The organism is Pseudomonas sp. S3_A09, assembly GCF_054668065.1.
Map to the genome: position 1 here is coordinate 4671260 of NZ_CP162752.1, position 26918 is coordinate 4698177.

The 26918-nt window shown below is 59.1% G+C and carries 27 protein-coding genes and 1 pseudogene; 13 read left to right on the forward strand and 15 right to left on the reverse strand.

What is annotated here, in order from left to right; all coding sequences use genetic code 11:
* Nucleotides 1–8 precede the first annotated feature (8 nt).
* From AB4N92_RS21845 to AB4N92_RS21870, 6 genes are all read left to right on the forward strand, one after another.
* Nucleotides 9–509, forward strand: a complete 501-nt coding sequence (locus tag AB4N92_RS21845) for a sigma-70 family RNA polymerase sigma factor (RefSeq protein WP_010211526.1) — start codon at nucleotides 9–11, stop codon at nucleotides 507–509.
* A 17-nt stretch (nucleotides 510–526) separates the two neighbouring features.
* Complete coding sequence (locus tag AB4N92_RS21850) at nucleotides 527–1477, forward strand: FecR family protein (RefSeq protein ID WP_010211524.1); 951 nt, start codon at nucleotides 527–529, stop codon at nucleotides 1475–1477.
* 97 nt (nucleotides 1478–1574) lie between these two features.
* The gene (locus AB4N92_RS21855) at nucleotides 1575–3980 is read left to right on the forward strand and encodes a TonB-dependent siderophore receptor (protein ID WP_045792324.1); all 2406 of its coding nucleotides are present in this window, start codon (nucleotides 1575–1577) and stop codon (nucleotides 3978–3980) included.
* Between the two features lie 224 nt (nucleotides 3981–4204).
* Nucleotides 4205–5014 carry a hypothetical protein gene (locus AB4N92_RS21860; protein ID WP_235364520.1) on the forward strand — a complete coding sequence of 270 codons (810 nt, stop codon included), beginning with the start codon at nucleotides 4205–4207 and terminating at the stop codon, nucleotides 5012–5014.
* Nucleotides 4971–5171, forward strand: a complete 201-nt coding sequence (locus tag AB4N92_RS21865; protein WP_420820064.1) for a zinc finger domain-containing protein — start codon at nucleotides 4971–4973, stop codon at nucleotides 5169–5171. The genes AB4N92_RS21860 and AB4N92_RS21865 overlap by 44 nt, the downstream gene beginning before the upstream one ends.
* A gap of 494 nt (nucleotides 5172–5665) precedes the next feature.
* A complete protein-coding gene (locus AB4N92_RS21870) occupies nucleotides 5666–6577 on the forward strand; it encodes a hypothetical protein (protein ID WP_235364519.1) in 912 nt (303 codons plus the stop codon).
* Nucleotides 6578–6635: 58 nt separating this feature from the next.
* Here the strand turns inward: AB4N92_RS21870 and AB4N92_RS21875 are convergent, their stop codons facing one another.
* Nucleotides 6636–7787, reverse strand: a complete 1152-nt coding sequence (locus tag AB4N92_RS21875) for an MFS transporter (RefSeq protein ID WP_021492053.1) — start codon at nucleotides 7785–7787, stop codon at nucleotides 6636–6638.
* A gap of 474 nt (nucleotides 7788–8261) precedes the next feature.
* On the opposite strand from AB4N92_RS21875, the gene AB4N92_RS21880 reads away from it, so the two are divergent.
* The 5 genes from AB4N92_RS21880 to AB4N92_RS21900 all read left to right on the forward strand — a co-directional run bounded on the left by AB4N92_RS21880 (nucleotide 8262) and on the right by AB4N92_RS21900 (nucleotide 15330).
* Complete coding sequence (locus AB4N92_RS21880) at nucleotides 8262–9236, forward strand: diaminopimelate epimerase (RefSeq protein WP_047542840.1); 975 nt, start codon at nucleotides 8262–8264, stop codon at nucleotides 9234–9236.
* Between the two features lie 305 nt (nucleotides 9237–9541).
* Nucleotides 9542–11560: a type VI secretion system tip protein TssI/VgrG gene (gene tssI / locus AB4N92_RS21885; RefSeq protein ID WP_236267149.1), complete on the forward strand. Its 2019-nt coding sequence runs from the start codon at nucleotides 9542–9544 to the stop codon at nucleotides 11558–11560.
* The gene (locus AB4N92_RS21890) at nucleotides 11560–12396 is read left to right on the forward strand and encodes a DUF4123 domain-containing protein (protein ID WP_236267150.1); all 837 of its coding nucleotides are present in this window, start codon (nucleotides 11560–11562) and stop codon (nucleotides 12394–12396) included. Before tssI ends, AB4N92_RS21890 begins: the two co-directional genes overlap by 1 nt.
* Nucleotides 12389–13165 carry a hypothetical protein gene (locus AB4N92_RS21895; RefSeq protein WP_236267151.1) on the forward strand — a complete coding sequence of 259 codons (777 nt, stop codon included), beginning with the start codon at nucleotides 12389–12391 and terminating at the stop codon, nucleotides 13163–13165. Before AB4N92_RS21890 ends, AB4N92_RS21895 begins: the two co-directional genes overlap by 8 nt.
* Nucleotides 13166–13179: 14 nt before the next feature.
* Nucleotides 13180–15330: a lipase family protein gene (locus AB4N92_RS21900; protein WP_021492048.1), complete on the forward strand. Its 2151-nt coding sequence runs from the start codon at nucleotides 13180–13182 to the stop codon at nucleotides 15328–15330.
* A gap of 8 nt (nucleotides 15331–15338) precedes the next feature.
* Here the strand turns inward: AB4N92_RS21900 and codA are convergent, their stop codons facing one another.
* The 10 genes and pseudogenes from codA to AB4N92_RS21950 all read right to left on the reverse strand — a co-directional run bounded on the left by codA (nucleotide 15339) and on the right by AB4N92_RS21950 (nucleotide 21740).
* Nucleotides 15339–16574, reverse strand: coding sequence for a cytosine deaminase (gene codA, locus AB4N92_RS21905; protein WP_010211502.1), 1236 nt, complete (start codon nucleotides 16572–16574; stop codon nucleotides 15339–15341).
* 27 nt (nucleotides 16575–16601) lie between these two features.
* Nucleotides 16602–17807 carry a PucR family transcriptional regulator gene (locus AB4N92_RS21910; protein ID WP_198832164.1) on the reverse strand — a complete coding sequence of 402 codons (1206 nt, stop codon included), beginning with the start codon at nucleotides 17805–17807 and terminating at the stop codon, nucleotides 16602–16604.
* Nucleotides 17804–19072 carry a cytosine permease gene (gene codB, locus AB4N92_RS21915; protein WP_010211496.1) on the reverse strand — a complete coding sequence of 423 codons (1269 nt, stop codon included), beginning with the start codon at nucleotides 19070–19072 and terminating at the stop codon, nucleotides 17804–17806. The genes AB4N92_RS21910 and codB overlap by 4 nt, the downstream gene beginning before the upstream one ends.
* A gap of 191 nt (nucleotides 19073–19263) precedes the next feature.
* A complete protein-coding gene (locus AB4N92_RS21920) occupies nucleotides 19264–19887 on the reverse strand; it encodes an NUDIX hydrolase (RefSeq protein ID WP_010211495.1) in 624 nt (207 codons plus the stop codon).
* A gap of 3 nt (nucleotides 19888–19890) precedes the next feature.
* Nucleotides 19891–20064, reverse strand: a pseudogene (locus AB4N92_RS21925) (N-acetyltransferase); the annotation flags it as partial.
* A gap of 25 nt (nucleotides 20065–20089) precedes the next feature.
* Complete coding sequence (locus tag AB4N92_RS21930) at nucleotides 20090–20287, reverse strand: helix-turn-helix transcriptional regulator (RefSeq protein WP_010211493.1); 198 nt, start codon at nucleotides 20285–20287, stop codon at nucleotides 20090–20092.
* Nucleotides 20284–20658, reverse strand: a complete 375-nt coding sequence (locus tag AB4N92_RS21935; RefSeq protein WP_010211492.1) for a hypothetical protein — start codon at nucleotides 20656–20658, stop codon at nucleotides 20284–20286. The genes AB4N92_RS21930 and AB4N92_RS21935 overlap by 4 nt, the downstream gene beginning before the upstream one ends.
* Nucleotides 20659–20785: 127 nt before the next feature.
* Complete coding sequence (gene queD / locus AB4N92_RS21940) at nucleotides 20786–21142, reverse strand: 6-carboxytetrahydropterin synthase QueD (protein WP_003190259.1); 357 nt, start codon at nucleotides 21140–21142, stop codon at nucleotides 20786–20788.
* Between the two features lie 63 nt (nucleotides 21143–21205).
* Complete coding sequence (locus tag AB4N92_RS21945; RefSeq protein WP_010211488.1) at nucleotides 21206–21418, reverse strand: helix-turn-helix transcriptional regulator; 213 nt, start codon at nucleotides 21416–21418, stop codon at nucleotides 21206–21208.
* 85 nt (nucleotides 21419–21503) lie between these two features.
* Nucleotides 21504–21740 carry a hypothetical protein gene (locus AB4N92_RS21950; protein WP_460128157.1) on the reverse strand — a complete coding sequence of 79 codons (237 nt, stop codon included), beginning with the start codon at nucleotides 21738–21740 and terminating at the stop codon, nucleotides 21504–21506.
* Nucleotides 21741–22064: 324 nt separating this feature from the next.
* Here AB4N92_RS21950 and AB4N92_RS21955 point away from each other — a divergent pair, with 324 nt between their 5' ends.
* The gene (locus AB4N92_RS21955) at nucleotides 22065–22478 is read left to right on the forward strand and encodes a TonB family protein (protein WP_010211484.1); all 414 of its coding nucleotides are present in this window, start codon (nucleotides 22065–22067) and stop codon (nucleotides 22476–22478) included.
* Nucleotides 22479–22621: 143 nt separating this feature from the next.
* On the opposite strand, the gene AB4N92_RS21960 is transcribed toward AB4N92_RS21955, so the two are convergent.
* From AB4N92_RS21960 to AB4N92_RS21970, 3 genes are all read right to left on the reverse strand, one after another.
* Nucleotides 22622–22891 (reverse strand): hypothetical protein, encoded by a 270-nt coding sequence (locus tag AB4N92_RS21960; RefSeq protein WP_198730236.1) that lies wholly within the window; start codon nucleotides 22889–22891, stop codon nucleotides 22622–22624.
* 404 nt (nucleotides 22892–23295) lie between these two features.
* Nucleotides 23296–23496 carry a hypothetical protein gene (locus AB4N92_RS21965; protein WP_198730232.1) on the reverse strand — a complete coding sequence of 67 codons (201 nt, stop codon included), beginning with the start codon at nucleotides 23494–23496 and terminating at the stop codon, nucleotides 23296–23298.
* A gap of 46 nt (nucleotides 23497–23542) precedes the next feature.
* Nucleotides 23543–23815 carry a DUF4406 domain-containing protein gene (locus AB4N92_RS21970; RefSeq protein ID WP_460128160.1) on the reverse strand — a complete coding sequence of 91 codons (273 nt, stop codon included), beginning with the start codon at nucleotides 23813–23815 and terminating at the stop codon, nucleotides 23543–23545.
* Nucleotides 23816–24110: 295 nt separating this feature from the next.
* Here AB4N92_RS21970 and AB4N92_RS21975 point away from each other — a divergent pair, with 295 nt between their 5' ends.
* The gene (locus tag AB4N92_RS21975) at nucleotides 24111–24719 is read left to right on the forward strand and encodes a hypothetical protein (protein ID WP_460128162.1); all 609 of its coding nucleotides are present in this window, start codon (nucleotides 24111–24113) and stop codon (nucleotides 24717–24719) included.
* Between the two features lie 102 nt (nucleotides 24720–24821).
* On the opposite strand, the gene AB4N92_RS21980 is transcribed toward AB4N92_RS21975, so the two are convergent.
* The gene (locus AB4N92_RS21980; protein WP_460128163.1) at nucleotides 24822–26879 is read right to left on the reverse strand and encodes a DNA cytosine methyltransferase; all 2058 of its coding nucleotides are present in this window, start codon (nucleotides 26877–26879) and stop codon (nucleotides 24822–24824) included.
* Nucleotides 26880–26918 lie beyond the last annotated feature (39 nt).

Sequence of the window (26918 nt, forward strand, 5' to 3'; positions counted from 1 at the left end):
CACCCGCGATGATCCCTCAGCCGCCCCGCAGAACAGGCTTTTTCGAACATTACGAAGAGTTGATCGGAACCTGGACGCGCCGCCTGAGAAACCGTCAACAGGCCGAAGACCTGGCCCATGACACCTTTGTGCGGGTGCTGGAGTCAAAATCCAGCGAGGTTGAGCAACCGCGCGCTTATCTGCATCAAACCGCGCGCAACATCGCAGTGGATGCCTATCGACGTGAAGACCGTCGCGAAGCTATCACGCTGGAAGCCTTTGATCAGCGTTCGCCCAACAGTGGCGACCCGGAGCATTTCATGCACGCGATCCAGTTGGCGGACTCTATCGAGCGGGCCTTGTCTGAGTTACCGCTCAACTGCCGCAAGATTTTCATCTGGCAGAAAATCGAGGGCCTGACCCAGCAGGAAATCGCCGAACGCCTGGGCCTGTCTAAAAACATGGTGGAAAAGTATATGATCCGCACCCTGCGGCATCTGCGCGACCGCCTGGACGCGATGGCGCCATGACCCAAGGATCTTCCACGATGGACAACCGTGCCCGAGACGAAGCCGCGCAATGGTTTGTGCGCCTGCAGGACGCCGAGTTGAGCATTGCCGAACGCCAGCGCTTCGACGCATGGCGTAATGAGCATCCCGATCACCAATATGAATTTGATGTGCTGCAAGGCCTTTGGAGTGCCACCGGCTTGCTGCCTAAAGCGCGCTTGCAGGCGTTGTGCGAAGCCCCGGTGGAGCGGCCCAAGCGGCGTGCCGTGTTGCGTTATGCGGTGGCCGCCGGTGTGATCGCGGTGGCCCTGGGCTTGGGTCTGTTCAGTGGGCTCGATCATCCGAAACCCTACAGCGCCGAGTTCAGTACAGGTGTGGGTGAACATCGCCAGGTGGCGTTGCCCGATGGCTCGGTGATGGACCTCAACAGCCGCACCGTGGTCGCGGTGCAGTATGAAAAAGGCCGGCGTGGCGTGGAACTCAAGCAGGGCGAAGCCATGTTCAGCGTCGAGCATGACACCAGCCGACCCTTTGTCGTGGCTGCCGGGGCAGGGCAGGTGACGGTGACCGGCACGCGCTTTGATGTGCGCCGTGATGAAGGCCAGACTCGCGTGATGGTCGAGGCCGGAACCGTGAAGGTACAGGGTGATTCACCGGACAACCTGGTGACGCTGACGGCTGGCCTGGGCACCCACGTCGACAACAAAGGATCGGTGGCAGCGGCCTACACGGTGAACACTGAAGAATTGACCGCCTGGCGCACGGGCAAGCTGGTCTTCAACAACGCTTTGCTGGGCGAAGTGGCACGCGAGGTTTCGCGCTACCGCGAGCGTCCGTTGCGGGTCAGTACACCTGCGGTGGGTAACCTGCGCCTGACCAGCGTGTTCAAGGCCAACGACACTGACGCCTTGCTCAAGGCCTTGCCGCACATCCTGCCGGTGGCCTTGCGGACCTTGCCGGACGGCAGCCAGGAAATTATTTCACGCTGACATTCAGGTTTTTTTCGAGTTCTTCGTCTTCTCCTGCAACTGCAACTGGTTTGCATTAACAGCCGCATACTCTTGCGATCACAGGATTAGGTTCGACGTGAAAAAACTCGCCATCCACAACAATAAAACTTCCCGCTGGGCGCCGCTCGTCCTGGCGCTCGCAGTCAGTGCCACGCTCCCTGCGGCCTACGCCGCCGACGCCATTCATATCCAGGCCCAGCCCCTGGGCGCGGCGCTGAGCCAACTGGGCCAGCAAACTTCCCTGCAAGTGTTCTTCAGCCCCGATCTGGTCGCGGGCAAGCAGGCGCCGGCGGTAGACGGCAACCTTTCCCCTGAACAAGCCCTGCGCCAATTGCTGCAAGGCAGCGGCCTGGATTACCAGATCGACGCCGGTTCCGTGACCCTGCGCCCGCTGAACAGCGGCACCGGTGAAGCCGGCTCGCCCCTGGAGCTGGGTGCCACTGATATCAAGGTGGTCGGCGACTGGCTCGGCGATGCCAACGCTGAAGTGGTGCAGAACCATGCTGGCGCGCGCACCGTGATCCGCCGCGAAACCATGGTGGAGCAGGGCGCAATGAACGTCGGCGACGTGCTGCGCCGTGTGCCAGGTGTACAGGTGCAGGAATCGAATGGCACCGGCGGCAGCGATATTTCCCTCAACGTCGGCGTACGTGGCTTGACGTCACGGCTGTCGCCACGCTCCACCGTGCTGATCGACGGTGTGCCGGCTGCGTTCGCACCCTACGGGCAACCACAACTGTCGATGGCACCGATTTCCGCCGGCAACCTGGACAGCATCGACGTGGTGCGCGGTGCTGGCTCCGTGCGTTATGGGCCACAAAACGTCGGTGGCGTGATCAACTTCGTGACCCGTGCCATCCCCGAGAAATTCTCCGGCGAAGTCGGCACCACCCTGCAAACCTCTGCCCACGGCGGCTGGAAGCACGTGGAAAACGCCTTTATCGGCGGTACCGCCGACAACGGCATCGGCGCCGCTTTGCTGTACTCCGGGGTCAATGGCAACGGTTACCGCAACAGCAATAACGCCAACGACATCGACGACGTCATCTTCAAGACGCACTGGGCACCGACCGATCAAGACGACTTCTCGCTGAACTTCCACTACTACGACGCCAGCGCCGATATGCCCGGCGGCCTGACCCAGAAGCAATTCGATGCCAACCCGTACCAATCGGTGCGTGATTGGGACAACTTCAGCGGGCGCCGCAAGGACGTGTCCTTCAAGTACATCCGCCAGATCGATGACCGTACCCAGGCCGAAGTGCTGACTTACTATTCCGACAGTTTCCGCGGCAGTAACATCGCCAACCGCGACCTCAGGACGATTGGCTCTTACCCGCGCACCTACTACACCTTTGGCATCGAGCCGCGGGTGTCCCATGTGTTCGATGTGGGCCCGAGTACCCAGGAAGTCAGTGTGGGCTATCGCTACCTCAAGGAAGGCATGCATGAGCAGGCCACCAGCCTGAACCTGGTCAACAATGTGCCGACGCCGGGTGGGCAGAGCGACGGTCACGTGTATCAGGACCGTACGGGGGGCACCGAGGCCAACGCGTTCTATATCGACAACAAGGTTGATATCGGCAAGTGGACCATCACGCCGGGCATCCGCTTCGAGGACATCCGTACCGAATGGCACGATCGCCCGGTGGTTGCATTGAATGGCACCCGTACCCAGGAAAAACGCCGCGAAGTCCACAACAACGAACCGCTGCCGGCCTTGAGCGTGATGTACCACGTATCCGACGCCTGGAAACTCTTCGCCAACTACGAGACCTCGTTTGGCAGCCTGCAATACTTCCAACTGGGTCAGGGCGGCACCGGCGACCAGACGGCCAATGGTCTGAACCCGGAAAAGGCCAAAACCTACGAAGTGGGGACGCGCTATAACGACAATGTGTGGGGCGGTGAGCTGACGTTCTTCTACATCGACTTCTCGGATGAGCTGCAATACGTCAGCAACGACGTGGGCTGGACCAACCTCGGCGCGACCAAGCACACCGGCATCGAAGCGTCGGCCCATTACGACTTGTCGAACCTGGACCCACGTCTGGACGGCCTGACCGCCAATGCCGGCTTCACCTACACCAAGGCCACCTCGGAAGGCGACGTACCGTTCAAGGGGCGCGACCTGCCGCTGTACTCCCGTGAGGTCGCCACACTGGGCCTGCGCTATGACGTCAACCGCTGGACCCACAACCTGGATGTGTACGCCCAGTCCGGCCAGCGCGCCCCCGGCACGACCAGTACCTACATCACTCAAGGCACGGCTGACGGTCAGTACGGTGATATCCCAGGCTATGTCTCAGTCAACGTGCGCAGCGGTTACGACTTTGGCGAGCAGTTGTCCAACTTGAAACTGGGCGTGGGCGTGAAAAACGTCTTCGACCAGCAGCACTACACCCGCTCCAGCGACAACAACTCCGGGCTGTACCTGGGGGAGCCCCGCACGTTCTTCGTACAGGCCAGCGTCGGGTTCTGATCGACACATTGCCGCTCTTCCTGCTCAGGTCGAGCGGCGCTGCCTGCCGACAGACCGTCTTGTCTCTCACTCGATCAGATGCTCTTCCTACTTCGATTCTGGAAACTTTCAGCGGTCTCAGGAACCGGTTCCTACTGTTCTGCCACACAGAAGATGCCTGCCTTTGCTGGCTTCCTTGACGACTCAAAGTCAGGCACCTGAATACACCGAACTGGAGAACTGGAATGTCGGTATCAGCATACAATCAGAGCGTCGCTCCTTCCCTCGATAACGCCTCCCTCGGAGATGCTAAGCCCGGTGCCGAGCGATCTGCTGCCGCATCAAGTGTCCAGCTTACGGTAGGCGTCAATTTCACTGCGCAGTCCAATCACGCCGGCCCGGTATTCGGTGGCCCGCCGCCGCGTCCACTGCCGGAAAACTTACGCCCGAATCCCGGCCCGCCACCACGTCCGAACCCCTCGTTGCCAGACCCCTATTACTCGAAACAAAGTAACGAGCAATTGGCACAAGGCCTTTTGAATAATTATGACGCGTTCAAAGGGCGCTGGCCTTCACGTTATGTCACGGAACAAAGTCTGCAGAAAGTGGCCAAGCAGCCGTTGACTGGCAACCCTTACAAGGACCCGAATATTCGATTGGCGAACGAGGTGCTGCGGCGTCCCGGGTTGCTGCAATCGCTCGATCGCAACGGCAGTACCGGTGCGTTGGATGGCCGCTTGTCCAGGGACGATATCACCAGTTTTGTTCGTTCGGACAATCCGTTGAAACTGAGTGACGACAAGCAAATCGTTCAAGACATGCTGAATAATTTCAATGCGCTGAAGGGCGGGTACTTCAGCAGCACGATTAAGCTCAGGGAGCTCAATGCACGTGCAACGCAACCGTTGTCCGGCAATCCCTACAACGACCATCTCATCCAGCTTTCGCGGGAGGTCATGGCACGTTCTGATCTGAGATCAGCGATGGATAATATTTACAGCTGGCAGCGCGATGGCAGGATTTCTCGCCAGGAATTGTACACATTGCTGGGTTAGACCTGGGGCTCCCTGCCGTGCGCTAGGCGGCAGGGGGCGGCAAGCGCTTGACGTAACCCTGCACCCCAATCACATGGAACTGATTGCGAAGATCTACCACAAAGAAAATATCCAGCGGCCATTGAGTGCCGCTGGGGGCCTTCATCTACCGGATTAGGTCTGGACCATGAACTCGACATCATTTGAACCCCGTCACTCCCAGTACAACCCCTCGAATTTGGCGGCACTGACACAGGAGGCAAAAAATCCACGAGAGCCGCAGGGTCTCAACCTCACATCCTCGCCGAGGTTCAGCTTCAAGGCGCCCACCGCCGAAGACTTTGACAAAGGTTCTCGGGTGTTCACGGAGGAGTCGGCGCCCAGCGCTGTGACTTCCCTGTTAGCGAGTCTTTGGAACAAGTTGTCCCGCCGCTGAGTAATGCCGTTTTACACGGCAGGATTTTCCAACGCATGGATGCGCGGCAGGTGAGCTGGTTACAAGCGCTTAAGATTCCCCAGGGTCTATCCAGCGTTTTGGACGAGCTTCTTCGGAACCGTTGTTTCCTGCGGGCCACTCAATCGCTGCTTGTGCCATCTTGATTTCGAGGCCCTTTCGAGGATCAGGCAATCAAGGCCCAGGCTACGGAATCTAGATTAGGGTGGAGGTGAATCATGATTGGTCGTGTCAATAATCCGAGCTATACGCAAACGGCTGGGTCCAACGCACCAGGGCCAACGGGGAGTGGTCAGTCTCGCTATGAGGTCGATGCCCGCGCATTGGGTAAGCCGCTGCCGGCCGCGCAGCCAATCAACACCCGTTTCGCGAACGGCGCCGACCGGCACTTCGACGGCCAGAATCTGTACGGAGGCATGACGAAAGTTGGCAACCCCTTCGTCAGTTCCGACGACCATCTGCTGGCGACCGACTTGAAGAACAACCTGTCATTGCTGGACGCTTTCAAGAAAGATGGCCGGCTGACCCAGGGTTCTTTACAGGAGATCGCCAAAGAGGAACCCAGCAGCAGCAAAGTCTCGGAACGCACCATCATGTTGGCGCGAGAGATACTCAACCGACCCCGACTGAACGAAGCGATAATTGCGAAGGGCGGTGAAATCACGCATGACAGTTTGACCAGGGCTGGTGACTCAGAGATCGGCAATACGAACCCCAACACGCAAAGCGCGGATCCGTTCCATGCGAAAACCGACGCTCAGGTCGTCCAGGCATTCAGAGGCGTGTTTGATGACTTGCGGGATAAGTCGGAAGACCGCTCATTCTTTTTCGAAAAACATCGGTACGTCAAAAAAGACACACTCATCGAGATCAGTAAGGATCCGAACCAGACGGATAAGAACGGCGAGCCTTTACGGGATGTGCGCACCGGGTTTCCGTTGAAAATGTACAGCGAACAACAGGTATACCTGGCCAAGAACCTGATGGAGCGGCCGGGTTTGATGGCCTCTCTGGACAGTTATAAAGCCAATGGCTACAACCTCTTTGGCAGTCATAACGATGATGGCTGGTTGAAGAACTACAGCATTGACCGCTGGCTGGAGAACGACAAGGAAGAGAAGGGGAAATAACGTAGGCAGGCGCGCATCAGCGGCTTGAAAGCATCAAGCCGGCGATGCCGCCCTGTGTTCAGACGCGCAGGATTTTTCCACTGACCGCCACCGCCGCAAGCAACCCTCCAATTAACAGAAAGGCAGTGGCCAGGCTGCTGCCATGGGCGATGAACCCGATCACGGCAGGCCCTGCCAAAATCCCCGCATAGCCCAAGGTGGTAATGGCCGGCACGGCAATGTGCTCTGGCATGACGTTCTGTTTGCCCACAGCGGTATAGAGTACCGGGACGATATTGGAGCACCCGGCGCCTACAAGCGCATAACCCAACAACGCCACTTCCCAGGCCGGGGACAATGTGGCGAGGAATGTACCGGCCGCAGCCAGTGCGCCACCGGCCACGATCACCCGGGTAGCCCCCAGCCGGCGCACGATGGCATCACCGGTCAAGCGCCCGGCCGTCATGGTCAAGGCAAAGGCTGCGTAACCCAGGCCAGCATAGGCTTCGTCCAGGCCGCGCTCGGCACTGAGGAACACCGCACTCCAGTCGAGCACCGCACCTTCGGCCAGGAACACGACAAAGCACAGGCAACCGATGAACAGCACCACGCCGTGGGGCACGGCAAACGCCGGACCGGAACTCTCACTGCCGTAAGGCAGCAAATGCGGTGCAGCCTTGAGCAGCGCCGCCAGCGTGATCACAATCACCACCAGCGTCGCCTGCAATGGCGACAGTCCCAGCCCCAGCAGCCCCGAAACGCCCGCTGCACCGACAATCCCGCCCAGGCTGAACAGCCCGTGAAAGCCCGACATCATGGTCTTGCCGCTGGCTCGCTCGACGATCACCGCCTGCAGGTTGACCGTAGAATCCACGGTGCCGAGGCCAGCGCCAAACAGGAACAACCCCGCCATCAATAGCGGAATCGAACTGACCGTCGCCAGCGTTGGCAACGCCAGGCAGATCATGATCGTTCCGGCACTCAGCACGCGTCGGCAGCCAAAGCGCGACGCCAACGCACCGGCGGCGGGCATGGCGATGATCGAACCGACGCCCAGGCACAACAGCAGCAGGCCCAGGGTGCCTTCGCTCAGATCGGCACGGGCCTTGGCATAGGGCACCAGCGGCGCCCAGGCTGCGATGCCGAAGCCAGCAATGAAGAAAGCGATACGGGTCGACATTTGCTCTAACCGCCCGGGAACCACGGGCGCTGAGGTGGGAATGGCAGTCATGAAAAATCCTTGGTTTTGCGTTCTACGAACGATGTCCGGCGTGACATCCTTGCACATCAGGTCGTGGTGCGCGAGCCGGGTTCCCTGGGGGAAGTCGTGGTCGTGAATTTTATTTTTACAAACCCGGAACGTCAGGAGGGTTCGTCGCCACACAAACGGTATCGAGTGTGTACGAGGCGGTCTGGAAGGTGCGTAATCCCCGTGGGGGCTTTTGAACCCCTGGGCCCTCGCGGCGGATTACCACCTTCCAGGCCGCCTCCGAAACCCTATCAGGCAGGCGTTTGCCTATCGACGCTGACTTCAACCTCCTCGGCGCACACTGTCGCAAAAGACCATGGCGACGGCGCGCGGACTTCGGCCTGATGAAAACGTCCGTTCAGGGGATTGAACGTGTAGTGCTTGCAGGATGGTGTGCAGCGTCGAGATCCCACACAATCTGCCCCTTCTTCAGCGCATGCACAGGTGGACGACCCCATGACCCTGTTCTACGACGCCCGCGGCAATATCTATGGCGTGGTCAGCCCGGCCTCGTTGAGAGACGCGGGCATTGCTGTACCCGAGAGCGCTGAGCTGGCTGCGCGTACGCGCAGCAACTGGACGTCGGCGGCCATCGCCTCCGAATGTAGTTGGGGCTCGCTGCCGCGTCCAGCCAGTGCCAAGTCTCATCGCTGCGATGGCTTGCTGGTCGGGCCGTTCCAGGCCGAGCCGCCCTTTGACTTGATGATTGTCAACACCGACGGTTCCTTGGCCGAGCGCAGTGGCAATGGCCTGACGATTTTTGCCCAGGCACTCACTGACCAGGGCCTGCTAAGCGGGGCCTGTGAGTTGAGGGTGCACCACGACAAATCGGACGCGGTATCACCCGTGTCGACATGGGTTGAACCGGCAATCCGTGAACAGGTTGCGGGGTTCTGGCTTGAGTTGGGGGTACCTGGTTTCGGGCCTGAGGTGGTGGGGGCGCAGATGGAGGTGGATGAAACTGAACTGAGTCATGTGAGCGAGTTGGCGGCGATCAACCCTCAGTGGGCGGCCAGCCAATTTGTGCGGGTGGGCAACCCCCATTGCGTGACACTGGTCGAGCAGGTGTCGGCATTGCCGGACAACACTCAGATGCAGCAACCCGCACTGTACGAGCCCTTGAAGACCATTGCGTTTGCTCCCCCGGCGGGTGGTGGTCGGCCCTGTCCGGCAGGGGTCAACTTGCAATGGGCGGCGCGCCAGCCCGGCAATCGAATCATCGCGCGCGTGTTCGAACGGGGGGAGGGGCCCACCGCGTCTTCCGGAACCAGCGCCAGTGCGGTGGCTTGTGCCGCTTGGCGGGCGGGCTGGGTGGAGAGTGGTGAGGTTGCAGTGGTGATGCCGGGTGGCATTGCGCCAGTTCGCTTGCACACCCAGGCCGAAACGTTGCTGAGCGTCAGTCTGTTCGGCACTGCGCAGTTGCAAGAATGAAGTTGTTTAACGGCTGACACTGTTAACCGGTGTCAGCCATTTCTATGTCAGTTAGTCATGCCGATGTAAGTCGGTGTAGGGCATTTCTTGTTATTAAGAAATGGCACGCTGGCTCGTTTTATTATTGTGTAAAAGACACTTCCAGCTTAGTTGTACGAAACTTCTTTTTTATTTTAAAACGGTCGATTCCTCCCCGAAATGACTAAGCTTTGAGACGTTCCAGCGCCTTTTCTCGATAACTAATTCTCTGTTTGGCGAGAGGGCCTGTCTCCGGGTGTTCATTTATTAACGGCGGGTAACAACGGATGGTTAACGCGTTTGTTTTGTCACGTTTCAATCTGGTTCTTCCACATATAGATATCGACTTGCAAGTCCTGGCATTCAAAGGCAGTGAAGTCCTCGATCAACCGTTTTTCATTCACATACAGGTGGTCAGCGAAAACCCTTCCCTTGATCTGGAAGCGCTGCTCCACCAACCCGCCTACCTGGCTTTCGGCGAAGCGGACGACGGTTTGCATGGGCAGGTCTACGCCGTTGGCCGGGATGACCCAGGTCGGCGCACCACGCGCTATCACCTGACCCTGGCGCCCCGCCTGGCTTACCTTGCGCACCGACGCGACCAAAGGATTTTCCAGCAGCGCAGCGTGCCCCAGATCATCGCCGAGGTCCTTGAGCAGCATGGCATCCTGGCGGATGCTTACGCCTTCGAGCTTGGCCCCGTGGTTTATCCGCCGCGTACGTTCTGTGTTCAGTACGCTGAGAGTGATCTTCACTTCATCCAGCGGCTGTGTGAAGAGGAGGGCATTCACTATCATTTCCGTCACAGCGTGGACGCCCACCTGCTGGTATTTGGCGATGACCAAACGGTGTTCCCGCGTTTGCCCGTGCAATGCTATAGCGCTCCTGGCGGGCCGCACGCCGATACGCCGGTTATCCAGCGTTTCGACGTGCGCCTGGGCATCCGCAGCCAGAAGACGGTGCGTCGTGATTACGACTTCGAACATCCTTCCGTGCACCTGCACGACAGCGCGGGGGCCGCGTCGACACTCCCACTTGAGGACTATCAGTATCCCGCAGGATTCACCGGTCATACCCGTGGCAAGCAGTTGGCACGGCGGAGTCTGGAGCTTCACCAGCGCGACCGGTATCGGGCATTGGGCAAGAGTGATCAGCCAGTGCTGCGCAGTGGGCACTTCCTTGAGATACGCGATCATCCCGACCCCTCCTGCAACGACCTGTGGCTGATCACGTCGGTGCGTCATGAGGGTTATCAACCCCAGGTGCTGGAGGAAGCGACGCCGGCAACCGACGTATTCCAGGGCTATCGCAATCGTTTTACCGCAACACCCTGGCAGGCCGTGCATCGACCCTCTCTCAGGCATACCAAGCCGACCATCAATGGCAGCCAGACCGCAACCGTGACCGGGCCCGCCGGTGAGGACGTGCATTGCGATGTGTATGGCCGAGTGAAGGTGCGCTTTCACTGGGACCGCCTGGACGAGGCGGATGATAAAAGCAGTTGTTGGTTGCGGGTGGCGTCCGGATGGGCCGGTGACGGGTTCGGTGCAACGATGATCCCGCGTGTGGGCATGGAAGTGCTGGTGACCTTCCTGGACGGGGATCCCGACCGCCCCCTGATCAACGGCTGCCTGCCGAATGCATTGCATCGGCCGACCTATCCCTTGCCACTGCACAAGACTCGCAGCGTTTTGCGCAGCAGCAGTTCCCTTGGCGGCGAAGGCTCCAACGAGCTGTACCTGGAAGATCGCCGGGGCGAGGAACTTGTCTACCTGCGTGCGCAGCGGGACCTGGAGCAACGGGTGGGCCATGACAGTCGGCTGGAGGTCGCAGGGGAACGGCAAGAAGTCATCCATGGGATCAGCACGACTCACCTGGAAAGCGAAGAGCATCGTCAGGTCACCGGCGACCGCAAAGTGTTGCTCAGGGCGAGCGACTACCTTGATGTGCATGGCGATAGCCGGACCCACGTGGCACAGACCTTGGTCATTGAGGCAGGGCAGCAGCTCCACCTTAAATCGGGTGCCAGCCTGGTGATTGATGCCGGGTCACAACTGAGCCTCAAGGCGGGTGGAGAGCATCTGGTCATCCAGGCGGGTGGCATTTTTAGCAGCCGTCCCATCGCGCTGGGCGGTTCGGCGTCTGTTACCCAATTGGCGAGCGCTTTCAGGGTGGCCGGTATGCCTGAGGTCTCCAAGGTACAAGGCACGATCATGAACTTGGCCAGGCAACTGGGAGCGGACTATTGCCCGGTGTGTGAGCATTGTCGCGAAGGCCTGTGTGATCTGCCAGGGAGGGCGGCCTGATGCAGAACTCGCCAAGTCAATGGATAAACCAACAGCAGCAGGCAGGGCGAAGCCTGTGCCTGATCCTCGATGGGCAGAATGCCGCGCATCAGCCACTGCTGGCGGTGCGCAGTTTGTCAGACTACCGCAGCCTCTATGCCGAGACTGCGCTGGCGGATCTCATGAGGGAGGGCCCCGTGATCTTGCTGTTGAAGCAGATGAGCGAGCCTGCATTACGAGACCTCTTGCAACAGCCTGAGAATAACTGGGGCTGGCTGGGCAGTTTACCGTGCAAGGACCTGACTGGGGTGACTCGGCACTGGCGCGACCGTTTGCTGACGGGCCCGGAGGGCGAGCAATCGCTGTACCGCTTTCACGACAACCGTACCCTGGCACGTGCGCTGGACTATCTGGGTGCGGACCACTGGCCGGTCTTTCTTGGCCCCTTGATCAGCGTGTGCTACTGGCACGAAGACCGCTGGCGCACGGCTGACAACCCGGCTGTCGGCGAGTATCCGCTGCCTGACCCGGTTCCTTGGCTGAACACGCCCAACCCGAACGCCGAAGCCATCCTGCACGCCAATATTCTGCGTTACCTGTTGGCTGTACACAGCGAAGAACTGGTCGCTTTGGTGGAATTCCAGGACCCGAGAATCTGGCTGGGCCAAGTCTTGGAGCTGGCGCGTGTCTGGCAATGGAGAGGGCCGGAACAATTGGAGTTTCTGGTGTTGCGACGGTTGGAGGAGGCCACACGCAACAGTCTCATTCGGTGGCAACCGCTGGTTGGGGAAGCGCCAGGTGATCATTTTGAACGGGTGGTGGAGCAGTGGCGATCAATGGAGGGAAAGGATGAATAGGCGAAGGCTTGGTGCGTGGGTTGTGGTGGGGATGCTGACGCTGACAGGCTGTGCGGGCAAGCCGGTTGACCACTTTACGCTGGAGGTGGATCTGCCGGCGGAGTTCCGCTTCATCGGGGGAGCCAACTACGGGCCTGCGACCGGGGAAACCTGCACGCTGCCAAGGCGTCGGGGCAAGAGGCCGGAGCGGAAGATTTTTATTGCGCGTTACAAGCCTGTGGCCGAGCGCGTGAGTGTTGAACTGCCGTTGAGTGAGGTGATTGAAGGTTGCCCTACGGTTTTGCGAAGTGTCGATTTTGATATGTATGCGAAGTGGGGTAAGCGAGATACGGATGTGGGGGGCGATCGTGCAGGCATCGCCATTCGAGATCGCTGGAATGATCAACCTGGCATGCCCGAGTCAGGTGTGCAGGAACTGATTGGGCAATGTCAGTGGCGCTTCAGGACTGTGGGGCCGTTTCATGCGATCAGGAAACTTCTGCAATGTCGTTCGAAGAATGCAATAGGGCCGTTGCAGGAGTCCCTGGCCGGTGGTGCTGCTCAACGTGATCGGTTAGCGGGGAAAACGCTCAGGCTGGTGCTGACGGTCACGGACAAGGAAGAACCGGCTGTTGGTGATAACTGGGTGGTCGTTCCGGGTGGCTGGAAGCGTTGTAAAGGTAAAAGCTTTGAAGACCTTTATGCGTTTTGTAACGGCAACACCTCCGACTTTAAACCGATAAAAATGCCGGATGGTCGCGTTTGTGATGTTTATCCATCGTGTCAATAACAAGGAGCAAGGTCATGAAGCAGGATGCATGGAAGCAATCTTTTTTCAGTGATAGCAAGCCAGCCTGTTCACTGCGCGGGCATTGGGTGAGCTTTTGCCTGGTCGACGAACTGGGCGTGGGAGCGGCGTATGGGGGACTGCCATACACCGTCCACGATAGTGCAGGGCAGGAGTACAAAGGCAGGCTGAATGGAGAAGGGTTTGCCAAGCTAGACAATATTTTCTGTGGGCCTGTGGTACTTGTTCTCGACGATCTGTATTCAGGAACAGAGCCCCCCTATCTACAACTGATGTTGCGCCCCACCTACAAACTTCCTATCACCGAGCTTCAAGTTCGGGCTGAACAGACTCGGTTTGCCGCCTCTGATGGCCAGCGCCTCGACAGTAATCCTGCTCAGCACAAGGCCAACCGGTTCTATCAAGTGGAAGTGCGTGATTTGGTCCGCCATGTCGCCCATTTGCCACCGGTTGCGCAGCGGAGTCATCAACCCCTGCGACACGCGTTGAACATGATGGGTGAGCTGGGATTTGGACCACCTCAATCAAACTTGGTAGGAGTCGTGTTGTTTCCCAACAACCACACCGCTCTGGAAGTTCGACCACTCAGGGCCTTTCGCCCGATGCTTTCAACCGACGACGGTTTCTGCGCCTTGAACCTTTATCAGTTGGCATTGATGGCCACCTTGAGTTATTGCAACTTCGGCCAAGTGCCACCTGAAAAGCCCCACGACCACGTTCGCTTTCCCCTTGATCCCAGCATCGGGCATCTATTTGCCGAAGAGCTTTCGGGTTTCCATGAGGCCTGGCGATTTGATGCAGAACAAGTCGACCGTTTTTTCCCCCTTTACGAAGAGGTCCCTTACTCCCAGCGTTTTGAGATTTTGCCCTTCGATCCAGAGCTATACCCACAAAACCAACCGGAGCTGCAGGAAAAGCAGGAACATCCAGCGAATGTGCACTTTTTCGATGATGAAGCGCTTGGTACGGATACTCAGGCGTTTATTACCCATCACGATGAAGTAATCCTGATCGCGGTGCGTGGTACCGCCAGTGGTGCGGACGGGATGCGAGATGCAAACGCTCATCAGGTCCCTTACACGGAAGGAGTCGGCAAGGCCCACCAAGGTTTTTATCAGGCTTACCGGGCAGTGCGCGATTTCGTATTGCACTACCTCGACCAATTCCATACCGGCCAACGAATTATCATCTGCGGCCACAGCCTGGGCGGCGCAATCGCTTTACTCCTCGCAGAAGGTCTGCGCAGGGCTCCGGAGTGCAACTACAACATCCTCCTCTACACCTACGGCGCCCCCCGCGCCGCCGACTCTGAATTCACCCAAGGTGCTTCAACCCTGGTCCACCACCGTATCGTCAACCACAACGATCCCGTCCCCAGCGTCCCGGCCCCTTGGATGAACACCACCGCCAAACTCTGGATCCCAGGCGCCGTCACACTGTTCAGCGCCCCTGCACCGGGCGGCCTGCTGTTCGCCGCCGGGTTGGTGCGTTTTGGCGCAAACCCTTACCAACACCACGGCGAACAGCACCATTTCATGCCGATCATGCTGCCGGATGGCACACAGTCTTCGGTGTTGTGGAAACCCGGTTGTGAATCCATCCAAGAGGCCGGTTGCAACCGAACCTTGCAACTGCGTGGCGACATGCCCGAGCGGGATAACCTGCTGAGACAGCTGTTCCAGGCCAACCAGCACTTCATGACTGCCAGCTACATTCCGGCGGCGTGGGCAACGCTACGTCGCTGGCAGCAAACCCAGGAAAGCAACGGCCCACTGGTCACGCCAAGCGAGTTCGAGCTGCTCGACCTGGCCCTGGAGACCATGCGCCAACAACTGCGCAACAAGCGCCGGGAACTGGCCCGCCTAAGGTCTGCCAACGACCGAGGCTATGAACACAACGAAGCCCTGAATACCGAGATCGACCGCTTGCACACCAGCCGTGAGCGCCTTGCGACTCTGCGCTGGCGCCGCCTGGAAGCCCGTGATGTCTACGGCAGTCAAGCCCATAGCGCCAACGTGCAACCCAGCCTCAAGCGCTGGTTCAGCCACCGTGAAAACCGTGAGCCGTCGCAAGTCGCCAGCATTCCCCCCGCGCAGCATCACGAATGGGGGAGGGTGCAAACGCTGGATATCGACTCGATTGTCTGAACCCGGTTTTACACAAACTCAACCTGCGCCGGCTGACGCCGCATCAGCACCTTGCCGTTGCGGATCGAGTACAGCGGCAAGCCCTGACTGCGGATGACCTCATAGTCGCTGTCCGCCGAAAGGATCAGCAGGTTGGCGGGCCGTCCGGGTTCCAGACCGTAGCGGTCACCCAGGGCCATGGCCTTGGCACTGTTGTCGGTCACCAGGTCGAGGGCGCTTTGCAGGTTGCGGTAGCCGAGCATGTGGCAGATATGCAAACCGGCCTCCAGCACCCGCAGGATGTTGCCGTTGCCCAAGGGGTACCAAGGGTCGACGATGGAATCCTGGCCGAAACACACGTTCATGCCGGCCTCCAGCAGTTCATTGACCCGGGTGACGCCACGGCGTTTCGGGAAGCTGTCGAAGCGTCCTTGCAGGTGGATACTTTCGGTGGGGCAAGAGACGAAGCTGATCCCCGAATGCCCCAGCAGGCGGAAGAGTTTGGCGCAGTAGGCATTGTCGTAGGAGCCCATGGCCGTGGTGTGGCTGGCGGTGACGCGGGCACCCATATCGCGGCTGCGGGCTTCTTCGGCCAGCACTTCGAGAAAACGTGAATGGGGGTCGTCGGTTTCGTCGCAGTGCACGTCCACCAGGCAGCCGGTACGTTCGGCCAGGTCCATCAGGAACTTCACCGAACTCACGCCCTGGTCGCGGGTGTATTCAAAGTGAGGGATACCGCCGATTACGTCGGCCCCCAGGCGGATGGCTTCTTCCATCAGTTCGCGGCCGTTGCGGTACGACTCGATGCCTTCCTGGGGGAAGGCGACGATTTGCAGGTCGATCAGGTGCTTGCTCTCTTCGCGCACTTGCAGCATCGCCTTGAGCGCGGTGAGGTCCGGATCGGTGACGTCGACGTGGGTGCGCACGTGTTGGATACCGTGGGCGGCGAGGGCCTGGATCGTCTTCTTGGCGCGGGTCTTGGTGTCTTCCTGGGTGATGGTGGCTTTGCGCTCGCCCCAGCACTCGATGCCTTCGAACAGGGTGCCGCTCATGTTCCAGCGGGGCTCGCCGGCCGTCAGGGTGGCGTCCAGGTGGATATGCGGTTCAACGAAGGGTGGAATCACCAGGTTGCCGGCGGCGTCCAGGTCACCAGATGCCAGTACGGGCGCTGTCGTTTGTGGCGTGATGCTGGCGATCCGGCCATGTTCCAGGTGCAGATCATGCAGGCCTTCACGGTTGCGCAGGCGGGCGTTGATGATGTGCATGGGCAAGTTCCTCTTGGCTAAAAACAATCAGGCAGACAGTCGCCAGATCATCAGCGCTATACCGATGTCCAGGCGATCATAAGCGTTATCCAGCGTCAGCCCGCACAGGGCTTCGATGCGCTGGACACGGTGCGTTAATGTATTGCGGTGCACGGCCAGCCGCTGGGCGGCGGCCACAAGGTTACCATTCTCATGGAACCAGGCTTCCAGGGTGGGCATCAGGCTGGGGCCATGGTGCAAGTCGTGGCGCAGCAATGGGCCGAGGCGTTCATTCAGGAATTGATCGAGGAGGGCGCGATCACGCACGCCGCTGAGCAGCTTGAGCACGCCCAATTCGTCGTACACGCACAGCCCGGCACGCTCACTGAAGCGCCGCGCAGCCGCCAGTGCCTGGCGGGCTTCATCCTGCGCCTGGGCCAGGTGTGCCGGTGGGTGCGCTGCGGCGCTGAGGCCGATAAACAGTTTGAGCGGCGCCAAGCGTAGATTCAGCGGATTAAGCCAATGGGCTAGCTGTTGGCGGTTGGTCAACGCCGCCACGGCATCCGGCGCGGGCAGCAGGACTGTCCATTGGCCGGCTCGTCCCTGCACCGGCAAACCGGCCGAGAATTGCCGCAGTCGACGGCTGATAACGTCGTGTTGTCGCGCCAGTTGCGCTTCCACCGAAGCCGCATCACCCTGGGCAAACAGCAACTCGTTGCCTTCCAACTGCAGTTGCACCACTTGCCAATACCCGGCCAATGGCATGCCCAATTGCGTGGCCCGGTGCAGCAACAGTTCCAGGGATTGGTAGTCGCCGGTCAGCAAGCGCTCAAGCACATCATGCCGCGAGCGCCCCAGTTGTTCGGACTGGATCAGCGCCGAACCAATGGCCTGGGTTACCAGCACCATTTTCAGCGAGTAGGGCTGTTCGATCAACGGCATGCCGGCGGCTTCGGCGGCATCGAGTAAACGCTGGGGAATCGCCTGGATATACGCAGGCCCGGTCAGCACTACCAAGCCAGCCACTTGACGCTCGCAGGCTTCCTCAAGCAATTGCAGCAGGTTGGTTTCGTCGCGCGGGTGATTGATCCCGGTGACGAACACGAGCTCGCCACCGAGCACCCATTCCGCAATCCCGCTGTTTTCTGCCACATAAGGCCAGCGCACACCGTTATCCAACCCGGTCTCGCCAGCGCGCAGGCGCATGGATTCCAGGCCCGGCAGCGCCAGTACATCGGCAATGGTCAAGCTCATGCCTGGGCATCAGCCAGAGGCGCACGCACGCGTAGGACGGCGGTGAGCACGATGTAGGTCAGCGACGCTGCAACGATACCCACCAACGGCGCGACCCAGGGCGAATTGAACGCCAGCACGGTGCCAACGCCATAGGCCGCCAGCCCCGGCCAGTTGAATGCCGGCAGGCGCGCATCCGCCAGGCGCGGGTAGCGGCCGCGATAGCGATAGAAGAAGTCCGCCATGATCACCCCACCAATCGGTGGGATCACCGTGCCCAGCAGAATCAGGTAAGGCACCAGCATGTCGTACATGCCGAGCAACGCCAGCAGGGTGCCGATCACGGCGCCGGCCAGGGTGACTGTCTTGCGGCGTTTGGTGCGCAACAGGTTGCAGCCGGCCACAGCGAAGTTGTAGATCGTGTTGTCCTGGGTGCTCCAGATATTGAGCAGCAACATGGCCATCGCCGCCATGGCAAAGCCTTGCAGCAGCAACACTTCAACCACGTCCGGTTGCTGATAGACGATGGCACCGTAGGCGCCAATCAGCACCATCAATCCATTGCCGATGAAGAAGCCGATCAGGCTCGCCAGTACCGCCACTTTGGCCGAGCGCGAAAAACGCGTCCAGTTGGTGGCCTGGGTCGCGCCGCTGACAAAGGTGCCGAACACCAGGGTGATCGCGGTGGACAGGTCCAGCTCACCGCTCGGCACCACCGCCAGCAGCCCATCCAGCCCGCCGACTTTGACCGTGGCGACCCACATCGACAGAAACAGCAGGATGCCCATGGCCGGCACCGCGATGTAGGACAGGATTTCCAGCCCGCGATAACCAACGTAGGCCGTGGCGCAGAACACCAGGCCGAACAGCACCATCAACGCCAGTACGCTGCCCTGGCCCAGCTCGAAATATTTGCCCAGCACCACGGCGGCAGTGGCGGTGCCCCAGGCGTACCAGCCGATCTGGGTGAAGCCGAGGATCAAGTCGCTGAGCTTGCTGCCCATTTCGCCGAAGCAGAAGCGTCCCATCAGCACCGAATTCAGCCCACTCTTGAAGGCGATGTAACCCAGGCCTGCGGCGTAGATACCCAGCAGCAGGTTACCCAGGGCGACGACGCCGAGCATGTCGGTAAAGCTGAACGCCACTCCCAGCTTGCCGCCGGCAAACATGGTCGCGGTAAAAAAGGTAAAACCCAGCAGCACCATGGCAGTAGACGCCAGGCCCTTGCGCGCATGCATCGGGACTTCGCTGAGGGGGTAATCGTTGCCCGGTTCTTGCTGCGTCATGTGCCTTGCTCCTGAATGAGTGACGCAGGCCTATTGCACCGCGCGTGCCACATCGGGCAGCAGTGACACACGCACGGTAGGGTTTGTGCACTGTGCACAGTATTTATAGCCAAAACGGGAAGGAGCGCGGGAAAGAGTGTTCGGCGTGCCCAATCGGGCACGAAAGCGGTGCAGCCGTGATACAAATTGGATCAGTCGAACAGCGTCTGGGTGATCTCGCCACGGTGGAAGGCAAATGCAGCCTCCAGATCACTTTCGATGGTGCGCCCACGAGACAGTGGCGGCAGGTCATTCAGCCGGAAAAAGCCCACTTCGGTGGTCTCGAACCCTGCCATCGGAGCCGACTGATCTACCGGTTCACAGAGGAAGTACAGCTTATAGAAGTCGCGCACATCCGGCCGATACAAGCCCTTGGCCTTGTGCGTCACGCTGTATAGGGCGCGCGCCGTCACCGTCAGCCCGGCTTCCTCGCGAATCTCCTTGACGATATTTTCCGCCGCCGACAAACCGATATCCGCATAACCTCCCGGCAACGCCCAGCAGCCATCGGTCAACTCCCGTACCAACAGAATTCGATCGTCTTGGATGACCGCCCCGCGCACGTCGATCATCGGCGTCGAGTAGCGTTGGGCAAAATCCGTGACCAGCCCGGTGATGCGCTCCAAGGGCACATTGCCCAGCTGCGCGAGCATGCTGTGGGCAATCTCGGCAATTTCTTCCAGGCGCTCGCGCTCGAAATCATCGGTACAAAAGTGCAGCCCTGTGGACGCCAACGCCTGCAAGCGTTTGGCCTGGGCCAGCCAGGTGTTTTCCATGGGTTACTCCCGGAGTTTCTTGGTCATGTACACCCGCCGCAGGCCATGTTTTTCGGCCCGGTGGGTCTCGATACAGCCACGACGGGTGTACAGCGTGATGTTCTCGTGCATGGCTGCGTTGGTGTATAGACGAATGGCCGCGAAGCCGGCATCCAGCGCCTGGTGTTCGGCAAAATTGCAGCGGGCTCCTCTGGACAGTCGATCAGTCTGCCGGCGCTTCGAAGATGTCTTCGATAGGTCGTTCGAACACCTTGGCGATCTTGAACGCCAAGGGCAAGCTCGGATCGTAGCGGCCGGTCTCGATGGCGTTGACGGTTTGGCGTGACACACCCAGGCGTTCGGCGAGGTCGGCCTGGGACCAACCCAGTCCCGAGCGCAACTGGCGCATCAGGTTGTTCATTGGTAGCGCCTTGTGCCGATGATCGTGGCGACGCACCAGACGCCGCCCATGATCGGCCACACCATAAAGGCCGACAACCGTGGGAAGCCAGCGGTTTCCAGGAAGCCGTAACTGAAGGTCGTCAGGGCCGTGCACACAAAGGCCACGGCCAGTGCGTCCAACTGGATCTTGCGGCCTATTTCATCCATGGCGTTGAGCCGGCGGATGATCGCAATTGCCATCGCGATCATCGGAATGACCGGCAGCAAAGCCAGGGCAACTCGGGCGGCGCCGTTGGGCATGGACGACATGTAGGCGCTGGAAACCACCACGCACAGCATATACGCCAGCATTGTCACCGCGAATTCCACCAAGAAGCGTTTGACCGACATAGTCATCTCCGTAAGTAAAGGGTGCTTTACATTAAGTGTAGGCCATTGGGGTGTCAAGGTCGCTTTACATGGATAAATGCCAGGCGCAAAAAAACCACCCGAAGGTGGTTTTTATGGACGCAGTCGATTACTCGCCGCGATAGATGCAGCCGCTGGTGCAGGTCTCGTGGATGCGAATCGCACTGAGCTCAGGCAGCAGAGGTTTCAACTCATTCCAGATCCACTTGGCGAGCACTTCGCTGGTCGGGTTTTCCAGGCCAGGGATGTCGTTGAGGTAGTTGTGGTCGAGGCGTTCATAAAGCGGCTTGAAAATCGCCTTGATCTCCGAGAAGTCGCGAATCCAGCCGGTATGGGGATCCAGGTCGCCGCTCAGGTGGATCGCCACCTTGAACGAATGCCCATGCAGGCGCCCGCATTTATGGCCTTCCGGTACGTGGGGCAGGCGGTGGGCGGATTCGAATGTAAATTCCTTGAAGATTTCCACGGTATGACCTGTAGGGCAGGGTTTTAAAGGGCTCTGTGCGATTGTCAGCTTTTGGTGTACTGATCAATGTACTGATTGGTCGTTGCTGGGCGTTGTTGAGGTCATCCATTCAGCAATTGCCGATTGGCGCCAGGCGACCGAATTGGGGCCTATTCTAACCTGTTTTGGGAATGTGCCCTCCCTGATCCGCCGATAAACTGTATTCCGACCGAGGCCGGTAGTACGAAGCACCTCACCGAGGCGCAGGAAGCGATCAATATTTTCTGCAGTAGTCATAGGAATACCTCGCCACGCCGTTGCCGGGTGGAATGATTGGTTGCGGGTGTCCTTGCCGCACTGGGCGGCAGAAGGTGGTTTAGGATTACGCCGCTTTTCGGGCTTCTGATGCAGCCATGCGCCGCCGCGTGATATGCAGCTGCAAGCGGTACGCTTTGAAGCGTCGGCCGTCCCCGGCACGAATCTCTGGCGCCAGGTACGAGAGGTCTTCTTCCAGCTGGCCGAAGTAGTAGAGGTGCTCGCCATCCCCACCCCATTCAGGCTGGGCGGTTGCCCAGGAGCGTGCGGCTACGCAGGACGAGCAAGTTTTGAAGGTGGCCATGTCGCCCTCCCAGCATCGCTGATGAGCTGGTACTGCTGGCCAGGTTGGATCGGGCCGTAGCATTCGCAGCATTGGTGCTGCTTGCGCGCTACGGGCATGGTTTCCGTTTGAAAGTCGGACATACGAATACCTCGCCCGCCGCTCACCGGCAGGGATCTATGGTTTAATGAGAAGGATTCTTAAAGGAGAGCGAGAAGGATAGTGCGTGGGGGGCTGCCTCGTTAACGCGGATGTTTTCGAGCAACCTCAATCGTAATGCTGGACTCGCGATGTCCCTTTCTTAAGCCTTGATTCTCGGATGGAAACGCCAAAGGAAATGCGTTCATGAAGTACAGCTGGATTGTGATTGCTTTACTGCTTTGTGCCTGCGTTAGCGGCCCAAGCCCTCAACAACTTGCAGAGCAACGTTTATGGGAATATCAGTTGCTTATCCATATCTCTAGGTTCAAGCACTACCCAGAACAAGCTCGCCTCAATGGGCTGGAGGGCACAGTTGCAGTCGAGTTCATCGTCGATGCTCGAGGCAACCTGTCGCACCAGAAAGTCATCAGCTACTCAGGGTCAGAATTTTTTGTTCCGGAGGCAAAGGAATTGATTTCGGCTGCATCCCCTGCGCCCGCGCCTCCACCTTCAATCCTTAAGAATGGTGGTGTTCATGTAGTTGCCCCCTTTGTGTATTGCCTCGCACAGGGTATGTGCCCAAAAGATCTGGTTACCCATCAATATCGCGGAGAATAGCCCTAAGGCGATTGCGCACCATGTCGACGCTGGCGTCTGGTGACTGCTTCATGACCTCCAAGCAGTCGCCGAGGTAGATCTGGTACTCACTCATGGCCTCGGCCCCTTGTAGATGAAGACGTAGGCGAACCAGAGGGTGGCGATCATGGCGTTACCTCGCGGCGCGCCCACCAACAGACCGGACCGTCGTCGGTGTCATGGATGGCCAGGCAGAACCAGCCTTCACCATCCGGGCGCTCGGGCTCCCAGTAGCTGCAATCAGGGTCGTTGGATTCGAAGTAGCGGTCGGCAATCGCTTCGTCTGCATATTCAAGGCTCACCATCTGAACTTTCAGGCCCTGCTCAGTGATCCATGCTTTGCACTTGTCGTCGTCACCCTCTTCAAAGTTAGGCATGTCGGGGTGCTGGAACATTCCGTTTTCGTCCCGCCGCACCAGTCGGTGATTTATCAGGCCGATTCGATCCAAGCGCTCAATCTCTGCCAAGAGTAGGGCCGCTGCCTTGACCATGTCACGACGCCGATCAGCGCTTGGTTTGCACGTCTCCTGCTTCCAGGGCCATGCCGTACTGCGCGTGGTCGGCTTTCCCGCAAGACTTGCGTAGGTCGCGCCGGCTTCGGCAAGTTCGCCATTCACGTAAAGATCGTCGCGGTACAGCGAATAGCCTTCGGCTGAAACTTGGCGCTGACGTTCGACGACCACATCTCGCGCCGCGCGATTGAGGTGGATTGCAATTTCTTCAGGCATGACTTCGTCCTTGCCGCTATAGCGGCTGACTTTGAAATGGGAGGGGGAGGGGGGAACGAAAGAGTGAGGCGCTAATTCCAGCGAACGTCGAGTTCTGAAATTTGTTGCTGCAGCTGCTCTATGATTTCAAACCAAGAATCGAAACCATTTGATTCGTTCTTGACCAGGAACAGGTAATAACCTCCGGTTTCACCAGCGCGGTCATCCTGAATTTCTATCGTCCAACCGGCGTATTCGCCTGTCAAAACTGTTCCAGTACGAATGATCTGCATGTGTTGGTCGGAATCCAGTGAATTTCTGAAATGGCAGCTGTACTTTTTACATCAGCTTGAAAAATGTTGGTACTGCGGCATTCTCCCTCGTTACGAGATCATGGGCATTCACAACCGTCATGCCGAGGCGTTCGGCGATTAGGACTTCCAGTCGCGCACCCTGTGACCGCTCCCAGTCCGGCAACAGGGCGATCACACCGCACAGTTCCAGGCGCGTGAGGTCGTAGGCCATGTAGTCGGCCCACTGCGCGCCCTCGACGATGGCTTGGTCTACTGGGTTCTCGACGACGAAGCCCCGAGCGCGGAGTCGGGCGGCCATGGCGTTGAACGCGGGAAGTTGAAGTCTTCGAAGCCAGTCATCGGCCCGGCCAATTAGACACGGTTGATGCGAGAGCACGCGGCCGTCACGCCTGGTGCAACCGCGGCGCTGGTCCGCTCAACCGCACGGTCAATCGGGCCTTGAATGAAATCGTGCAGCGACTCGTTCGCCGGCGGGGTCGTCGATGTTACGGCGGAGATCATCCTGACCAGAGAATCGGTGACTACCTTGCGGATGTTTTCTATGGGCATCGGGAAGTCTATGGGGTAAATTTGACCGTTTTGGGGGAGTACTTATGAGTTGGTTTGAACTTGATGCTGAAGGAAGTAAATATGCAGGATTTATCCAGCATGAACAAAGTAAGGCAGTAACTTTAAGTGGGCTGGAGATTCCGCCGAAAATTGAAATAGTCAGCGAGCCAGATCTCGGTGTTATGCTCATTGGTGTTGCATCTATTTTGTCAAGTTTGGTAATTGGTTTCTTTACATATAAAGTCCAGAAGAACCAAATACGAGCCAACGCAGCGTCGCTCCGGAACGTGTGGATGGAGCAGCTTCGAGTCGCTTCGGCTGAATTTCTCCAGTGTGTAGCGATAGTTATAAATATGCTAGACCAAGAAGAGTTTTCTTCAGAAGATATCGCAGTGATAATGTCTAAGAAGCGAGATGCGCTCTTTCTCCAAATTAAAATAAAGTTTTATGTCGGCACTAAAAGTGAATTGGCAAAAGAAATCAATAGCCTGTCATCTAAGGTATTGGTTGATATTAATTCATTCGTGATGGGTGAGTTTTCCTCGTCAGATCTCAGAGATGAGCTAAGCCGCCTTGAAAATTTAATAGTGGACCAAATTGAAAAAGCATGGGGGCAAGCGAAAAAAGACCTTAGCCTACCGGCGGACAAGTAATCTATAGCCGTTGCTAAATTCGCCGAGGCCAGCGAACAAATCGATTGCACTGGGCATGTGCGTCCTATGCCGGGCCATGCCCGGGCGATGGAGTGGGGAGAGTTACGCGGCGCGTGCTTGGCGTTGCTCAGTGCGCCACGGGTCGTTGGCCCGTGCCAGCGCAGCCATCGGCGGGGGGCTGACGCTATTGCCGCACATGTGCACTTGCTGGGTTTTGGTGAACGGCTTACCGTCGGCACCATGGCTGATGATGTAGTCGGCCGGGAAGCCCTGGGCCTTGTATAGCTCCGCTGGCTTGAGCATCCGTAGGCAGATGTCGACGATCACGTAGGGTGTGCCTTGAACCATCACCGTGACCAGGGCGAGCCGGTCCTTGGTAGTGATGGTCGGTGAAGGCGCATCGCAAGCGCTGACGTTCTCGGTGCCGTAGTAGCTGATCAGGAAGGCAGCGACCCGGAGGGCGCCGGCTTCGTGCTCTGGCGAGAGAGTGAGCGACACCAGTGAGCTCTTGCCCCCACCACCGGCGGTGATGGTCGGCGCCGGCTCTTCCAGGCCTTGGCCCACGCTGCCGCCGAATGCCCGCTCCATGAATGCGCTGACCAGCCCGTGGTGCTGGCCGCTGGCGCTTACGGTGTGTAGCGGGTCGTTCACGTCCCGTGCATCGCAGTTGCCGCGCAGGTGCACTAGGTTCGCCGCCACTAGTTGCTGCTGGCTGCCGGTGTTTGTGACCGTGGTCATCGGGTCTTCGATGCTCTTGGCGTCGGTGGTGTTGAAGCCGCCATTCATCTGGGCCATGAACACCGTGGAGATGCCCATAGCGTGAGCGGCACCGGCCGGGCGCTGATAGTTACCGCCGCTGGTGATGGTCGGCAGAGGCTCGTCCAGCGCCTTGCCCGCATCGTTGAATCGGAACTTCACCAGGTGCGCGGCTGCGAGAGCGTGCTTCACGCCGCCAGCGACCACGGTGCCCAGTGGTTGATCCAGACCAGGCACTCGCGGCACCTGGCCAGGCCGCTCGCCGTACCCCGACTGAATCAGTGTGGGGCTGATCAGCGTCAGCTCGCCGCGATTGGCGCAGGTCACCGTCGGCAACGGGTCGAGCGGGTCGTTGATTCGGTCGCTGCCCTGGTGCGTGGCCGGCCCGATGATTGGGCTGACCACCGAGAAGGCGCCGCCCTTCGGGTAGGAAGTGACGGTGCGCAGCGGCTCGTCGGCTGACTGCACTGCCTCGCCGGACCAGTTGGCGATCGGCACAATGAATGGCGCCGCGCTATCGATGACGAACTTCTTCATGCCCTTAGCAACGCGCCGCAATGTGGCCGGGGCCAGGTCTTTTTTGCGACCGAAAATGCTTTTGCCTAGGTCGTTGAAGTCGATGCAGTCAGCGGCTGTTTTCCACTTCTGCTGGCCTTTCGTGGGGTTTTTGGCGTGGGTCGGCTCTGGCCACACGATTGGCTGGCCGTCGCACCGGGCGATCATGAACAGGCGTTCCCGGCTGGTGGGCGCGCCGAAGTCGCACGCCTTGATCACCTTCCATTCAACGACATAGCCCATGCCTTCCAGCAGGGCTACGAAACGGCGCCAGGTGCAGCCGCGCTGCTTTGGATCGGGAATAAGGAACTGCTGGCCCACCGGCACGACCTCGCCAGGTGCCGCTATATTGCCGTCCAGCTTCACCACTCGCCCGGTGGCCTTGTCGCGCTTGGCGATCAGTCGGCCCCATTGCAGGATCTGTTTCACGTTCTCCAAGCTGATTACCCGGGGCCGCTTCTTTCCTCCCCACTTGAGGCCGATCCACGACAGGTTGCGGATCTCGCGCTTGCGCGGCTGCCCGCCGGCCGCCTGGCTGTGATGGGTGCAGTCCGGCGACATGTGGAACCAGCCCACGGCCTTACCGCCGCACTCGGTGTCCGGATCACCCTCGAACACGTCGGTGGTGAAGTGCTTCGCTCCCGGGTGGTTCACGGTGTGCATGCTGATCGCTTGCGGGCTGTGATTCTTCGCCACGTTCACCGCGCGGCCCAGGCCCATTTCCAGACCGGTGCCGGCGCCGCCACCACCACAGAAGAAGTCGACAACGATCTCATCGTCCTGAGGGTTGAAGCCGAGTCCGTATTGGGTTTTGAAGTCGAAGGGGTGTTTCTTCTGTTGTGCGGACATAAGGTTACCTCGCATGAGGGGTTCGTGCGATCATTTAAA